Annotated in this window: 15 protein-coding genes; 7 read left to right on the top strand and 8 right to left on the bottom strand. The window is 60.4% G+C overall.

Going from position 1 to position 15,179, the window contains the following annotated elements; genetic code table 11:
* Positions 1-136: 136 nt before the first annotated feature.
* From P5689_RS14245 to mtnK, 3 genes are read left to right on the top strand one after another with little or no spacing between them, the layout of a single operon-like run.
* On the top strand, positions 137-1,117 hold the full coding sequence (locus tag P5689_RS14245; protein ID WP_285533653.1) for an aldo/keto reductase: 981 nt from the start codon (positions 137-139) through the stop codon (positions 1,115-1,117).
* Positions 1,114-1,830, top strand: a complete 717-nt coding sequence (locus P5689_RS14240) for a hypothetical protein (RefSeq protein ID WP_285533652.1) — start codon at positions 1,114-1,116, stop codon at positions 1,828-1,830. Before P5689_RS14245 ends, P5689_RS14240 begins: the two co-directional genes overlap by 4 nt.
* The gene (mtnK, locus tag P5689_RS14235) at positions 1,827-3,020 is read left to right on the top strand and encodes an S-methyl-5-thioribose kinase (RefSeq protein WP_285533651.1); all 1,194 of its coding nucleotides are present in this window, start codon (positions 1,827-1,829) and stop codon (positions 3,018-3,020) included. Before P5689_RS14240 ends, mtnK begins: the two co-directional genes overlap by 4 nt.
* A gap of 58 nt (positions 3,021-3,078) precedes the next feature.
* Here mtnK and P5689_RS14230 read toward each other — a convergent pair whose 3' ends face one another.
* The gene (locus tag P5689_RS14230; RefSeq protein ID WP_062164464.1) at positions 3,079-3,573 is read right to left on the bottom strand and encodes a flavin reductase family protein; all 495 of its coding nucleotides are present in this window, start codon (positions 3,571-3,573) and stop codon (positions 3,079-3,081) included.
* Positions 3,574-3,771: 198 nt separating this feature from the next.
* On the opposite strand from P5689_RS14230, the gene P5689_RS14225 reads away from it, so the two are divergent.
* Genes P5689_RS14225 through P5689_RS14215 form a run of 3 tightly spaced genes read left to right on the top strand, consistent with a single transcriptional unit; the run spans position 3,772 to position 6,144 of the window.
* A complete protein-coding gene (locus P5689_RS14225; RefSeq protein ID WP_285533649.1) occupies positions 3,772-4,089 on the top strand; it encodes a DUF2849 domain-containing protein in 318 nt (105 codons plus the stop codon).
* Positions 4,086-5,756, top strand: coding sequence for a nitrite/sulfite reductase (locus P5689_RS14220; protein ID WP_023977351.1), 1,671 nt, complete (start codon positions 4,086-4,088; stop codon positions 5,754-5,756). Before P5689_RS14225 ends, P5689_RS14220 begins: the two co-directional genes overlap by 4 nt.
* The gene (locus P5689_RS14215; RefSeq protein WP_023977352.1) at positions 5,743-6,144 is read left to right on the top strand and encodes a DUF934 domain-containing protein; all 402 of its coding nucleotides are present in this window, start codon (positions 5,743-5,745) and stop codon (positions 6,142-6,144) included. The genes P5689_RS14220 and P5689_RS14215 overlap by 14 nt, the downstream gene beginning before the upstream one ends.
* 72 nt (positions 6,145-6,216) lie before the next feature.
* On the opposite strand, the gene P5689_RS14210 is transcribed toward P5689_RS14215, so the two are convergent.
* The 4 genes from P5689_RS14210 to P5689_RS14195 form a co-directional block, all read right to left on the bottom strand.
* A complete protein-coding gene (locus tag P5689_RS14210) occupies positions 6,217-7,788 on the bottom strand; it encodes an alginate export family protein (RefSeq protein WP_200863444.1) in 1,572 nt (523 codons plus the stop codon).
* Between the two features lie 134 nt (positions 7,789-7,922).
* The gene (gene dctA, locus P5689_RS14205) at positions 7,923-9,302 is read right to left on the bottom strand and encodes a C4-dicarboxylate transporter DctA (protein ID WP_285533647.1); all 1,380 of its coding nucleotides are present in this window, start codon (positions 9,300-9,302) and stop codon (positions 7,923-7,925) included.
* Positions 9,303-9,668: 366 nt separating this feature from the next.
* Complete coding sequence (gene glk / locus P5689_RS14200; RefSeq protein WP_023977355.1) at positions 9,669-10,643, bottom strand: glucokinase; 975 nt, start codon at positions 10,641-10,643, stop codon at positions 9,669-9,671.
* A 148-nt stretch (positions 10,644-10,791) separates the two neighbouring features.
* Positions 10,792-11,598: an SDR family oxidoreductase gene (locus P5689_RS14195; protein WP_023977356.1), complete on the bottom strand. Its 807-nt coding sequence runs from the start codon at positions 11,596-11,598 to the stop codon at positions 10,792-10,794.
* Positions 11,599-11,813: 215 nt separating this feature from the next.
* Here P5689_RS14195 and P5689_RS14190 point away from each other — a divergent pair, with 215 nt between their 5' ends.
* The gene (locus P5689_RS14190; RefSeq protein ID WP_051395782.1) at positions 11,814-13,013 is read left to right on the top strand and encodes a GNAT family N-acetyltransferase; all 1,200 of its coding nucleotides are present in this window, start codon (positions 11,814-11,816) and stop codon (positions 13,011-13,013) included.
* Positions 13,014-13,144: 131 nt separating this feature from the next.
* On the opposite strand, the gene thiL is transcribed toward P5689_RS14190, so the two are convergent.
* The 3 genes from thiL to nrdR are packed head-to-tail and all read right to left on the bottom strand — an operon-like array spanning position 13,145 to position 15,127.
* Positions 13,145-14,113: a thiamine-phosphate kinase gene (gene thiL / locus P5689_RS14185; protein ID WP_023977358.1), complete on the bottom strand. Its 969-nt coding sequence runs from the start codon at positions 14,111-14,113 to the stop codon at positions 13,145-13,147.
* Complete coding sequence (gene nusB, locus P5689_RS14180; protein WP_023977359.1) at positions 14,091-14,624, bottom strand: transcription antitermination factor NusB; 534 nt, start codon at positions 14,622-14,624, stop codon at positions 14,091-14,093. The genes thiL and nusB overlap by 23 nt, the downstream gene beginning before the upstream one ends.
* On the bottom strand, positions 14,624-15,127 hold the full coding sequence (nrdR, locus tag P5689_RS14175) for a transcriptional regulator NrdR (protein ID WP_023977360.1): 504 nt from the start codon (positions 15,125-15,127) through the stop codon (positions 14,624-14,626). Before nrdR ends, nusB begins: the two co-directional genes overlap by 1 nt.
* Between the last annotated feature and the right edge of the window lie 52 nt (positions 15,128-15,179).

Here is a 15,179-nt window from a genome sequence, read left to right as displayed (position 1 = left end):
TACGGAGCTCAAGTGTGCGGTGGCAAAGAGCCAGAACGTGTCCTCGCCGTGATGCGTGAGGCCATTGCCACCCTTGCCGTGACCACGGCTTTCAACTGGCTTATGCTGCCGCCGGATCATGCCGCAGGAGTCTCGTATGCGCTATCGCAGTCTCGGCCGATCGGGCCTCGTGGTTTCCACCCTTGGCCTTGGTTGTAACAACCTTGGCGGACGCATAGACCAGAAACAGTCAAGTACGCTGGTTCACGCGGCGCTCGATCAGGGTGTGACGCTGTTTGATGTGGCCGATGTCTATGGCCGCCGCGATGCCTATGCAGGCGCATCCGAGGAGGCTCTGGGCAAGGCCCTGACCGACAAGCGATCCCAGGCCGTCATCGCCACAAAATTCGGTATGAAAATGTGCACGGGCGATGATCCGTCGGCCCGTTACTCCGGGGCATCGCGGCGCTATATTCTTGAGGCCGTTGAAGCCAGCCTGAAACGCCTTGGGACCGACTGGATCGACCTCTATCAACTCCACTCTCCTGATCCACGCACCCCGCTTGAAGAGACGCTTCACACACTCGACGGCCTCGTGACGGCGGGCAAGATCCGCTATGCTGGCGTTTCCAACCTACCGGCGTGGCAGGTAGCCGATTCCTGTCATATCGCACGGCGGGATAATCTGGCCGGTATCATCAGCTGTCAGGACGAGCTGTCGCTTCTGGCCAGATCGGCCGGAAAAGAGCTCCTCCCTGCCCTGACGCATTTCGGGCTGGGCCTGCTCCCCTACTTTCCCCTGGCCTCAGGCATGCTGACCGGAAAATATCGCAGGGACGCACCGCCACCCGAAGGATCACGTCTGGCGGCCTGGACCTATCTTCAGGAGCGCTATCGTGATCCTGCCACATGGTCCCTTATCGAGGCACTGGCAGAGCTGGCAGCACGTTACGAACGTCCCATGGCGGATCTCGCTTTCGGCTGGCTGCTGCACAAGCCACAGATCGGCAGCGTGATTGCAGGCGCCACTTCCACAGCGCAACTCGAAGCCAACATAGCGTCCTGCGCAGCCCCTCTGGACGAACCGTTGCTCGAAGCCCTCGAACATCTGCTCGAAGAACACGGAACACCCTCATGACCAGCGCCAGACACCCGGTGGACGCTCCGTGGAGCGTCACCGCGCTCTTACCGGACATTCAGGTAACCTGCCACGAGGCCCCGACTCTGGTCGATTCCGCGCTTGAGATGGGCATCGAGACAGTGTGGCAAGAGGCGTTGAAGAAACACCCCAGGCTCTACAATGGCCGCGTGTTTTGCCTCTCGCAGCTGCAGCACGACCGGTTGGACGGGTTCTGGTGCGAATATCGTTGGGTTCTAGCCCAGATGCGCGCGCCCGAGCTGACCGTCAGGCTTCAGCTGAGATCGCTTGCCGTCACCGGACTTCTTGTCTGCAGCGACGGCATCGTTCTGGGTCGACGTAACCCGAACTCCCTTTATCTTCCTGGTTTCTGGCAGGGTGTGCCTGCAGGCAGTGTCGAGGCCCGCAGCGAAAAGGATCCGATCGACCTTCGCGCCCAGCTCCTCGCCGAACTCGAGGAAGAAATCGGCCTGACCGACGCGGTCCTTCTGTCCGGTCCGTTACTGGCCTGCGAACATGACACCACCCATATCGTCGATCTCGGCTTTCGCATCGATACCGACCTCCCCTTCGAGGCCATTCGCGAGGCCTGGCAGAAAAAGGCCAATGACGAATACGACCAGCTTGAATGTCATGCGCTGGATCGCATTGATCTGATCAGCCCGCAGGTATTGCCGACAACCCGCGCCATGCTGGAGCGCCTTGCCCAATGAGCACCTATCGCCCCCTCACAGCGTCAAGCCTTATTGATTATCTCGCGGCACACCCTGCCCTTGCCGCCCGCCTTGGTGGCGAGGCCGCAGGCTGGACAGCCCGCGAGGTCAGTGACGGCAATCTCAACACGGTGTTCATCGTATCAGGACCGGCTGGCAGCATGTGCTGCAAACAGTCCCTGCCCTATGTGCGCGTCGATCCCGCCTGGGCCATGCCACTTGAGCGAAATCTGTTCGAGGCGCGCTGGATGCAGAGCGTCACGGATGCGGTGGGTCATCAGATACCGGCGCTCTTTCATCTCGATGAAGGGTTGTTCCTGATCGTGATGGAAAACCTCGCGACGCATCACGTCCTGCGTACCGCCCTGATTGCCGGTACCGCACCGGCCGGTTTCGCCGCCCGTATTGGCGAATTTGTCGGCCGTACCGGCTTTGCCACGTCATGGCGCGCCCTGCCCTTCGAGGACGTGCATGCCTTGCGCGACGTGTTCTCCCGCAATCTGGCCCTGACGCGCATCACAGTCGATCTGGTTCTGACAGACCCCTACCAGAATGACTGCGCACGCAATCGCTGGCTCAGCCCGGAGCTCGACGACGCTGTCGCCTCGATTCAAAGCGACGCCAGCCTGCATGCAGCGGTCGAACGCCTGCAGGAGCGCTTCCTCTCGACGGGGCAGGCATTGCTTCATGGTGATCTGCATACCGGGTCCGTCATGATCAACTGCGACGATGTCCGTGTGATTGATGGCGAGTTTTCACTCTATGGCCCGATTGGCTTCGATATCGGGATGTTCATCGCGAATCTTGTGATGAATGCGTACGCGCAACCCGAACATGATGAGTGGATGCGCGACGAGATCACTCTGCTATGGTCCGGATTCAAACGCGCCTATCTGGAGGCATGGAAGGCACCGGGACCGAAAGGTGATCTTGGTGCATTGACGGGTAACCAGCCTGCAAGCGCGGAATATGCGCGGTTTTTCCAACAGGTCATGCATGATGCGGCTGGTTTTGCCGGTCTCGAGATGATCCGGCGCACCATAGGCTTCGCCCAGATTGATGATTATGACTCAGCGCCGGACCGTCAGAGCCAGGTCGAGGCCAGGCGACGCGCCCTGACGACTGGCCGAGGCCTGATCCAGCGCGCAGGGCAGATCGGGACGATGGAGACGTTCCTCGATCATATCTGACCGCCAGATTGTATGGTGGGCCAGATCAGGGCCCACCATTCGATCTGAAGGGTCTCGATCAGGCCTTACGATAGGCGCGGTCGAACCAGACAAGACCCGAGACCTCTTCGCGTGCAAACTCGGCGCAGAGGGGCTCGACGAAGAAGACGCTATGCGTACCTATTTCCTGTGTCAGGCTGATGCGGCACTCCAATGTGACCAACGCCCCTTCAAGAAGCGGCATGCCGAGCTCGCCTTTGCGCCACGCGCCACTGGCGAAGCGGGTCTCCATGTCATAGCGCGAGCTACCAAACAGGGTTGAGAGCGCTTCCTGCTCGTGCGCCAGGATATTGATGGCCAGCATGTTGTGACGCACCAGATGCGCATGGGTCGACGCCGATCGATTGACGCATACGAGCAGCGTCGCCGGGTCATCGGACACGCTGCATACCGCAGAGGCCGTAAAGCCGTGACGACCATTCTCGCCATCCGTCGTGATGATGGTCACGGCACTGGCCAGTCGCGCCATCGCGTCGCGGAAGATTTCTTTGGACAGAGGGGCACGATCCGGCATCGTTCTGGCTCCTGGAATGTTTGTGTGAACCCGTATGCGGCAATTTCGCGTGGCTGCAAGGGGGCAGAGCAGATTTCCACGGCCGGGTCACGGTTTGATGCCTTGCCCCCGAAGTGGTTCTCTGAGATATAATTACACGATCAGCGTGGATAGTTTATAAACCACGCCAGTCTCAGTTCAAGCAAGGCGGAATGGTGGATGAAACGGGCGATACGCATAGGCGCCGGAGAAGCTCTGGTGCTGACAGCCAACAGATTGCTGGATGGCCACATCGTATGGCGTGATGCCAGCGGCGCCTGGCAGCGTTCCATCGCCCACGCCGCCATTCTTGCCCCCGAGAACTACGAATCGGCGCTCGAAAACGCCATACAATCGGCACAGAAGGATGGTGTCGTCGGTGTCTACGAAGTCGTCGTGCGCCCGGCGAAGATCGCCGAGCCAGTGAGCGTGCGCGAACGTATCCGGGCCTTCGGCCCCACGGTTCACCCCCAGTTTGCCACGGAGTTGGACGCATGAACGCGCCTGTCGGTCTCTACCAGTATCAAACGGCTGATCGTGAGTTTCTCGCCTCCCGCATCGCGGAATTCGAAGGGCAGGTGCAACGGCGCCTGAGCGGTGAGCTGAGCGAGGATGAGTTCAAGCCGCTTCGTCTCATGAACGGGCTCTATCTTCAGCTTCATGCCTATATGCTGCGTGTCGCCATCCCCTATGGCGTGCTGGACTCCCGCCAGATGCGCAAGCTGGCCCATATCGGCCGTCATTACGACCGCGATTATGGCCACTTCACCACGCGTCAGAACATCCAGTTCAACTGGATCAAGCTGGAGAACACGCCGGAGATCCTGCGTCAGCTTGCCGATGTCGACATGCATGCCATCCAGACCAGCGGCAACTGCATACGCAACGTCACCTGCGACCAGTTCGCCGGCGCTGCCGCCGACGAACTGATGGATCCACGCGTCCATGCAGAGATCCTGCGCCAGTGGTCCACACTGCATCCCGAATTCACGTTCCTTCCGCGCAAGTTCAAGATCGCGATTTCCGGAAGTCCGCAGGACCGGGTTGCGGCGCGTTTTCACGATATCGGCATACTGGCACGCCCCGGCGAGAATGGCCCCCTCTTTCGCATCTTCGTCGGTGGTGGTCTGGGACGTACCCCGCTGGTTGGTCATGAGCTATTCGATGCCGTGCCCGAAGCGGATCTGTTGATGACCCTCGAAGCCATTTTGCGCGTCTATAACGCCTATGGCCGGCGTGATAACATCTACAAGGCCCGTATCAAGATACTCGTGCAGGCGCTGGGTGTGGATGGCTATCGCGATGCCGTCAGGCAGGAACTGGCCCGCATGGACCCCATCCATTATCGCCTTGCCCCGGAAATTGTGGCGGCCATACGGGCGCGCTTCGCAGCCCCCGATCTGACGGTCGCGCCAGGTGGAGAGGAAACACTCAGGCAGGATCGTGCCAATCACCCGGATTTTGATCGCTGGGTGCGCAGCAATACCATGCCCCATTTCGCCCCCGGGCGGATTGCCGTGACAGTTTCCATCAAGCCGGCTGGCGGTATTCCGGGCGACGCAACCTCGGACCAGATGGACCGTCTGGCTGACCTCTCGGATCAGTTCTCTTTCGGTGAACTCCGCATTACCCATCTGCAGAATGTCGTGCTGGCCCATGTGGCGCAGGATCGTCTGCTCTCCCTGTGGCAGGCACTCTGCGAGATCGGGCTGGGCGATGCCAATAACGAACTGATCGGCGATATCGTGGCCTGCCCCGGCCTCGATTACTGCGCACTGGCCAATGCGCGCTCGATACCGATCGCACAAAAGCTAAGCGCCCGTTTCGCTGATAACGGCCTGCAGGAAGAAATCGGCAAGCTGCGCATCAACATTTCGGGCTGTATCAATGCCTGCGGCCATCACCATGTCGGGCATATCGGCCTGCTTGGGGTGGATAAACGCGGTGAGGAATTCTTCCAGATCACCCTTGGCGGGCGCGATGACGACAAGTCGCGCACGGGCGACATTCTTGGTGCGGCCCTGCCGGAAGATGACATGGTGGATGCCATCGCACGTATCGTCGATCGCTATCTTAGCGTTCGGGAGAAAGGCGAGCAGTTCCTCGACACATTGACCCGTCTTGGTGACGCCCCCTTCAAGGAAGCGGCTTATGAAACTGTTTGAACTGGCTCCTGCGCGCCATCCGGCCCCCAAGACGCTCGATATCATCCCGGTGGCGGAGATGACCGAAGCCACGCGGGCCATCCGACTCTCACCGGAATTCGACGTCGAAACGCTTGGGACCGCCATTGACCATCTCGATCTGATCGTCATCGCTTTTCCCATTTTCAGGGACGGACGCGGTTTCACGCAGGCGCGCGCCCTGCGCGAATATTTCGGTTTTGCAGGCGAGATCCGTGCAGAGGGTCATCTGATTCCTGATCAGGCCCAGTTCCTGCGCAGTTGCGGCGTGGACAATGTACAACTCGCCGATGACGCCGACACGACACCGTGGCTGCGGGCGCTCTCGCTCTTTCCCGTGACCTATCAGGCCCGCCTCGGCCTGCACTGAACACAATGCAGCGCCGGGGGAGGATCGCTCCCCGGCGCGCTTCGAGAGACTCGTTCGGCAGTCGCCTTACTTTCAGAAGCGGTAATTCGCCCAGCCAGCCACGAAATCCGAGCTGGTATAACCAGCCCTTGTCAGGGCTGGCCCTGCCTGAAGATGCTCATAACGCCCCGTGAAGCTCAAACGGGGTGTCCATGTCCAGACGGCCTGAGCACGGGTGGATTGGGCCACGCGATAGGCCCTCGTGTTCTGCGTTCCCGAGAAGGCCGAGCCATTGGCCCGATAGACGGCATCGTTCAGGCTCGCTTTCCAGGCAAACTGGTGCTCAAGCGTGAGACGCAGGCTCTCTATGGGTGAGACCGTGACGTTCGGCGCCAGCGCCACCAGATTGGTGGGCGTCAGGAAGAGCTGGTAGCTGTAATAGATGTTGTTGCCAAAAGGTGCGAGCGCACTGCGCAATGTGCCTTTGCCATAGGCACCACCGCCGCTCGCGTAATCGACATGGAATCCGATCCTTGGCGCGGTAGGCTTCGCCCCTAGACGCCATGTCTGCGCCAGAAAGAACTGCCAGGCAGCAATTGTACGGCCATCGTAATGGCCACCCTGATAATTCCCCACCCAGTCGATGGTCAGACGCTGGACATCTCCCCAGAGCCTCATACCGTAATACATCCGGTCCTCACGTGCGGCGGCGCCGCCCCATACAGCGCGCCGGTTGCGCAGACGCCAGACAAACGGATCGAGATAGAGCTTTGATTTGCCCAGGAAATCATGGGGGATAACGAGCCCTCCAGTCCCCCCTGAGAAGCGTATGCCGCGATCGATTACATCGTCTCGCGCACCGCCCCGACCGAGGCTTGTGTAGCGGAAATCGAAAAAGTCGCCGCGTATGATCTTGCCACGCACCCAGAACCGCGTACCATTGAGCACGAAACGCAGTGTGTTGTTATCGCGCTGCGAGGTCATCAAATTGGCACCATCGGTAAACTCCTGCCGACCATAGCGTGCACCGAGGTGAACACGGGACAGCGGCACATTCGCCTCGGCGAAATACTGCTGAAGCAGGAGCTTGTTGCGCATACTGGCAGCAGGCACGCCGATATTGGGCCCAGATATCCCGCCATGCGCCAGTTCGCCGAACGCACGGAAATAACGCGTGACATGCAGATCAGCGCCCCCCACGAGGCGCATGATATCCTGTCTCTGCAGAGGCCCCTTCTTCAGATTGGGGTTGCTGGTCTGGTTGAGCCGAAGGCGCATTTCCCCCGACAGGGTCAGGTAGATTGTCTGGGCAGGGTTAAGGGGCAGGAATTTCAGACGGTCCAGCCAGTCACGCCGGTTTTTCGCATAGCGCATCCGGCTCCAGTCCTCAGCCCAGCGCGACAGGTTGTAGCCCGAGGTCGTCAGCCCATCGCCCGCTGCGGGAGCAGGATAGGTGGTCACAGCAGGCTCGGCCGGTGCCCGGGTCTGGAAAGGGTCAGGTGCCGGGTTATAACCGACAGAGGGCGCCTGCACGGAAGCGTTCGGCGAGGATGTCTGAATCCGCTTCGCAACCTGTGCGCCAGCCGGCGCCTTTACCTGCGGACTTACGGGCAAATCGGGCCCCGAACTGCCCGCATTGGCGCTATCAGGATGCAATACCCTCACGCGGGCTATCATGGGCCCCTGCGGCTGAGACTGCGCCAAGACAGGCTGCGCGCAAAGCGCCGACGAGAGACAAAGCAGGGCCGACGGACAGCGTCTGTTAAAGCTAATGCCTAGCATCACGAGGACAGTGCCGGTCAGTCGGTCAGCGCGGGGGAAGCATTCGCCGACCCTCCGCCGGGTTTGAGCGCCTCCGCCAGTTTGGCATCGTCCACCACGCCCTCCCATCGCGCCACGACAACTGTCGCAACAGCGTTCCCGATGAAGTTGGTGAGGCTGCGGCACTCGCTCATGAAACGGTCGACACCGAGAATCAACCCGATCCCGGCCACGGGAATGGAAGGCACGATCGAGAGCGTTGCTGCGAGCGTGATGAACCCCGCACCCGTGACCCCTGCCGCCCCCTTGGACGAGAGCATGGCCATGCCAAGCAGCAGAACCTGCTGGCCGAGACCCAGATGGATGTCATAGGCCTGCGCGATGAAAAGCGCCGCCAGCGTCATGTAGATGTTCGTGCCATCGAGATTGAACGAGTACCCCATTGGCACCACAAGACCGACAATGGCCTTGGGGCACCCTGCCCGCTCCATCTTGGCCATGAGGCTCGGCAAGGCGCTTTCGGAGGATGATGTGCCCAGCACGAGCAGAAGTTCTGCACGCAGATAGGCAATCAGCCGCAGGATCGAGAACCCGGCGAGACGGGCCACGACACCCAGAACCACAACAATAAAGACGATTGCCGTCAGGTAGAATGTCAGAACAAGCGTGGCGAGATCTGCCAGGCTCGATGCGCCGTATTTGCCCACCGTATATGCAATGGCGCCAAACGCACCGATCGGCGCGGCTTTCATCAGGATACCGACGATCCGGAATGCCACGGCCGAAATTTCGTCAAGCACATCGAACATGCGCGCGCCGCGCTCACCCATCAGGGCAAGGCCGATACCAGTCAGAATGGCAACGAAAAGCGCCTGCAGGATGTTTCCTGTCGTCAGGGCCGAAACGAAGGTGTCCGGAATGATGTTGAGCACAAAATCGACAAGGCTGCTCTCGTGAGCCTTGCCAATATAGCGCACCACGCTGGCCGTTCCGGCAGATGACGTATCAATCGTGGCATGGAGCCCAGCCCCCGGACGAATGACATTGGCTGTTACCAGTCCGACTACGAGGGCGAGCGTGGAGAAGAACAGGAAGTAGGCGAAAGTCTTCGCTGCCACGCGCGCCACCGCCCTCAGGTCACGCATCCCCGCAATACCCGTCACGATAGTCAGAAAGATGACAGGAGGGATGATCATCTTGACGAGACGGATGAACCCGTCTCCCAGAGGTTGCAGGGCCTGCCCTGTCTGGGGAGCAAAATGACCGATCAGCGAACCGACGATAATCGCAACGAGAACCTGCATATAGGTATGCCGCCAGAGCGGAACACGCCTGGCGTGCTCATGGCTCGGCTCGTCACCGTCTCGCCCGTGTTGACCCGTACCTGGGGTACCTGCGATGGAATTCGGCTTCATCATGTCTGGTGTCCGTGGCAAGGCGGCGGCGCGGTTCAATATTACACAAATGTAATCAAGACAGCACTACGCTATCTCGTCACGCACGCAATGCACAATTTCTTGACATAGGGTGACAGCGCTTTCCCGGAAGTCACGATCACTTTTCGCAAGTGCGTTCAAACCAGCGAATACTGCCAGACTTGAACCGAACACTCATATCTGCGCTCGGAGGGTGCGACATCCGGGTTATCGGTTCGTATGACCCTGGCCAGCAAGCAGCAAGCGGAAGTAGTTCCGGGTGATAAGCATCGAAGCCAATGAAATCGGCTATTTCTTGTAAGAGAAAAGCGATGGTGCGCCCCGAACCACAGGGCGCACCCCTCAACCTCAGAGCGTCGGATGGTCCGAGGCGAAGGCAGCGGCGGCGCCAAACAGGCCGGGCTGAGGGTGAGTGATGATCTTGACCGGCATATCGCCCATCATGCTCTCGAAGCGTCCCTTCGCAACAAAGCGCTCGGCAAAGCCGGAATGGGGCAGACGGTCAGCCACGCGCAGGCCAAGGCCGCCAGCAATGACAACACCCTGGGCGCGATGGGCCAGGGCCAGATCACCCGCCACGGCACCAAGAGAGAGGAAGAAGCGCTCGAGAGCGGCGGCCGCCATCGAATCACGGCCCTCCATGGCCATCTCCCAAAGCGCCTTGTTGTCGCGCATGGTGATGGGCAGACCCTGCATCTCGGCGATGATTTCGTAGAGATTGGTCAGGCCGGGGCCAGATACGATGCGCTCGGCCGAAACACGGCGGAAGCGGCGGCGCAGCGCACGCAGGATCTTGTCTTCAAACTCGTCGAGCGGTGCGAAATCGATATGGCCGCCCTCGGTCTCGATCACAAAATACTGGCCCTTGCGGCGCAGCAGACAGGCAGCGCCAAGCCCCGTGCCCGGACCAACGATGGTCGTTGTGCCCTCGGTCGGCAATGGGCGATCGGGGCCACAGAGATGTTCGAGATACTGCTCGTCGATCTGGGCCACGGCATGACCGACCGCCCCGAAATCATTCACGAGCGTGAAGTCCTCCAGATGCAGACGCTCTGCCAGCATGGAGGGCTGGATGATCCAGGGGTTATTGGTCATCTTGAGCGTCTCACCCTGGATCGGGCAAGCGATGGCGATGCCCGCGTAACGGGGCAATTCACGACCGAGAGTACGGCCGAAGGCCTCCCACGCCAGGGCAAGGCTCGCATGATCTGCCGTACGCAGGGTCGTGGCTTCACCCAGCTCGACCACACGCCCCTGATCGACCTTGGCGATCGCAAATCGTGCGTTCGTGCCTCCAATATCGACGGTGACAATATCCTGCATTGCTTGCTCCAGTTTCCGGGGGCGATGTTCGATCCGGCAGGGGCCCGGCCCATCCCGAACCCATCCTCGAACATTTCGTGAGGAAGCAGTCGCAGGCTATCATCCCTGCGTCAACACCCCCACTTTGCTCCCTGCCGCCAAACATCGCTCACGCAGCGCTCTGTTTCACCTTTGCAAGGCGTAGCAGACGATGCGCCAGACCACGCGGCACGATCGCCGAGATCAGCTTGAGCAGAAGGAAGATGTGCGGGAAGACGAGAACCGCAGTATTCCGGCTGATCGCGGTCGCGATCTTTGCAGCTGCATCTTCCGCCGTGACGAGAAACGGCCTCGCGCCATCCAGCCTGCGGCTCATGGCCGTGTCGATATAGCCTGGTTCGATCAGCGTTACCCCGACATCATGGGGGGCCATCGCCGCATGCAGGCACGTGGCAAAGCGCGCAAGACCCGCTTTCGAGCTGCTATACGCCGACGCAAAAGGCAGATCATGATGAGCCGCAACCGAGCCGATCATGGCGATACGTCCCCGTCTGCGGGGGGCCATCCTAGAGGCGGCTTCCGTCGCAAGAATGGCGGGCACTGCATAATTGACGAGACTTGCCTCACGCACCGCTTCAACTGTCTCGGTCAGGGCATTTTCAGGGCGTATGTCTGATACGCCTGCATTGAGGATAAGCACATCGACCGGATTTTGATCGTCACACTGTCGCAGAAGCTGCAGGGCGTCATCGATCGCAGTGAGCGACAGGATATGGCAGTTGACAACGCTGCCGCGCTCCCTGCACGCTTGGGCGACGGTCTCCAGACGGGAGGCATTTCGCCCCCACAATGTGAGAACGACGCCGGGTGCAGCGTAATGAAGCGCCAGTTCCTTACCCAAACCACCCGATGCTCCTGTGACAAGAACATGTCTTGGTGCAAAGTTCAGCTTTGCAAACCGCTCTGGACGTGACATTCAACGCGCTTTCGTAAATGAAACGGAAGGCCGGTCGCGCCATGGGGGCGAGCCGGACAGACCGCGATTGAGAGTGAGCCTTGTCGGAAGCAGAAGATCTCCGCCAGTTTGATGCCGACCAGGCTGATGCCGGACACGCAGGCTCCACACAGGCCGATACAGATCATCCTGCGGAGAGACACAGCGCGACGGTAGCGCCTAAGCATTCCCATGATATGCGATCTTTCCCATCTCCCTCATCTCCTGCGCAAGACAGGCCGAATGTCACCCCGGTGACGGTACGGCCCGTTATCTCCCGCAACGACCTCAAACTTTTCATCAGGCTCCCGCGGATACTCTACAAGGGGCGCGACGGCTATGTTCCTCCGCTGGATATGGAGCAGAATGATCTGCTCAATCCTGCCAAGAACGGCATCTACCGTCATGCCTCCGTGCGCTGCTTCATCGCCTGGCGCGACAACAAGCCTGTTGGACGCATTTCAGCCGTAGTGGATGGCAAGGCCCTGGAGGCCTGGGACGAGAAAATAGGCTGGTTCGGCGCCCTCGATGCCGTGTCCGAAACAGGCGTCGTCAAGGCGCTGCTCGATACCGCCGAAACCTGGTTGCGCGATCAGGGCATGGTGCGTATGCGCGGACCTGTGACCCTTGGCTATCATGGCGAGTCCGGTCTCATGATCACCGGCCAGAATGAGCCGCCAATGATCGGGACCCCTTGGCATCCCCCGGAACTCAACGGCCTTATCGCGGCGCTGGGCTTTGAGCCCACCCGCGACCTCCTGACCTTCAAGCTGGATCTGACTGAGGATCTGGACGAGCGTCATATCGTACCGGGTGCCCTGAAACCCGGCGAGGGGAAGCTAGGCGATGTCACGGTCTCGCATCTCTCCAAAAAGCAGATTGCCGCACAGGGCGAAGTGCTGAGGTCGCTCTATAACGATGCCTGGGCCGGAACCTATAATTTCGTCCCGCTGCAATCTTACGAGATGGAAGGCCTGATCCAGCAGCTCAAGCTGGTGTTGCGGCCCGAGCATTATGTCCAGATCGATCATGCAGGTGAGCCCGCCGCCATGGCGCTGGTGGTGCCCAATGTGTTCGATATTGCCCGAGGCATCGACGGAGCACCTTCACCGCTCGGCTGGGCCAGACTGGGTGCGAGGCTGCTGGGCCATCGCTTTGACTCGGCCCGTGTGATCCTGCTTGGCGTGTCTCACAAGGTACGCGGCACGCTTCTCGGTGCCCTCATGCCTTCACTCGCTATCGACGAGCTCATCCGCCGCCGTGCGACGCTGCCCTATAAAACGGTGGAGCTGGGCTGGATCCTCGACACCAATACACCGATGCTGAACCTCGTGCGCCGCCTCGTGCCTGAGCCCAACAAGGTCCATCGCATGTACGAAAAAGATATCGCTCAATAAGCACTCTTGCCGCGTACCCCGGCTCAACCGGGGTATCCAACCGCCCGAACGCCCCCGCCCGCTCCTGAGCGGGGTCTGAACACATCACAGGTCCACGCCAGAAGCGACCGGTGTCCATGCGTTACCGCGCCTCAGAAATGCTGCCAGCCCGTACGTGACAGGCGCATCTCCTTACCCTCTCCATCCAGAACGGCAACACCGGAACCGAGGGTCACGCGCCCTATGCGGGTTGCCGGCACAGCTGCCTGCCTGGCTGCGCTCATGATGGCGTGTGTCTGCGACTCATCGGCTGCAAAAAGAAGCTCGTAGTCATCGCCTCCGGTCAGACAGGTTTCGAACCATGCCTCCCCGGCAGCGCGAGCCTGTGGAGAGCGTGGAACCGCTGCCGCATCGATTTCCAGATGCACGCCACTCTGCCTGGCAAGATGGCCGGCATCCTGAACAAGGCCATCGGAGATATCCATTCCCGCATGGGCGAAATCACCCAGAGGAAAGCCCGTGCGGGGCTGGGGAATACGGTAGCGCCCCGCCAGATAACCATCGGGGTCTGGCAGTTCGCCTAGCAGGGCCTGAAGGCCGAGGGCAGCATCACCAATGGTGCCTGTGACCCACAGAACGTCGCCGAGTCGGGCACCTCCCCGCCGCACGGCCTTTCCACGCGGCACTTCACCCAGGATGGTCAGACTTAGGACCAGTGGGCCACGCGTGCTGGTCGTGTCTCCCCCCAGCAGATGGACATCGAAAATGGCCTGATCCTGCACGAGCCCCGCGCTGAAACTGGCAAACCACTGATCGTCGAACGCCGCAGGGCGGCTGATATTCATCAGATAGCCGCGCGGCCTTGCGCCCATCGCTGCACAGTCAGACAAGCTGACACGCAGCAATTTGCGGCTGATCGTCTCGGCCGGGTCGTCAGGCAGGAAATGGACGGCCTCGACCAGGGTATCGGTCGAGAGTATCAGTTCGCGGTCCTCAGCCAGATCGATCAGCGCCGCATCATCGCCAAGCGCCAGAGCGCCCTCACCCGCCAGCGGACGAAAGAACCTGTCGATGAAGTCGAACTCGCCGCCGCTCATTTCAGACCGGTTCTGATCCGTCATGCCCGGCATCATCGCCTTCCGCATTGCCCTGCACGGGGGCAGCCGGACGGGTCAGCGCATCGAGCACGCCATTGACGAGACGGGCTTCATCTCCTGAAAAGAAACCGTGCGCTACATCGAGATATTCGTTGATGACAACGCGCGCCGGGACATCCTCACCGAGCTCCCAAGCGCCCGCACGCAACAGGGCACGCAGCACGGGATCCAGGCGGTTGAGTGGCCAGTTGGCGGGCAGAGCCGCCGCCAACGTTGTGTCGATACGATCCTGGGCGAGCGTCACGCCTTTGACGATCATACCGAAAAGGCGGAAATCGGCGTCAGGCACATAGCCATCCTCAAAGCCGCTGCCCCGGTCATCGGCCAGACGGTGACGCTGGAACTGGCTGATGACCGTCTCGGCATTCTCTCCCCCCTGTTCGCACTGGAACAACGCCTGAACGGCGGCCACACGGGCTACGGTGCGCGAACGTTTCGGCTGGTTTTTGGTCTTGGTCTCATCAGTCATCGTCATCATCCCTTGTCTTTTCCGCGCTTGACCGGCGGGAGTGGCAGTTCAGCTTCCTCACCGGGACGCATATCCGTCAGCAGCTTCGAAAAAGCCTCAACCTCTCGAAAATCGCGATATACACTTGCAAAGCGCACATAAGCGACACCGTCGATGCTGTGCAATGCATCCATTGCCAATTCGCCAATACGCGCCGAAGAAATTTCTGCTTCACCGGAAGCCTCGAGCTGGCGCACCAAGCCGTTGACGATCCGCTCCTGACGCTCTTCCTCCACCGGACGCTTGCGCAGGGCGATACGGATCGAGCGGGCCAGCTTGTCACGGTCGAAAGGCACCCGCCGACCGTCCATCTTCGTCACGACCAACTCGCGCAGCTGCACGCGCTCGATCGTCGTAAAACGCTGGGCGCAGGCAGCACAGACACGTCTGCGCCGAATTGCCGCACCATCGTCAGTCGAACGACTATCCTTGACCTGCGTATCTTCATGGCCGCAGAACGGGCAGTTCATGAGAGTTTCCCCCTGATGGGCAGATGATGGCACGGGCCGGCGAAACGAGCCG

The organism is Asaia sp. HumB, from assembly GCF_030263835.1.
GTDB lineage: Bacteria > Pseudomonadota > Alphaproteobacteria > Acetobacterales > Acetobacteraceae > Asaia > Asaia bogorensis.
The sequence above is the reverse complement of the archived record's forward strand: the minus strand, read 5'-3'. Positions and strand labels throughout refer to the sequence as shown.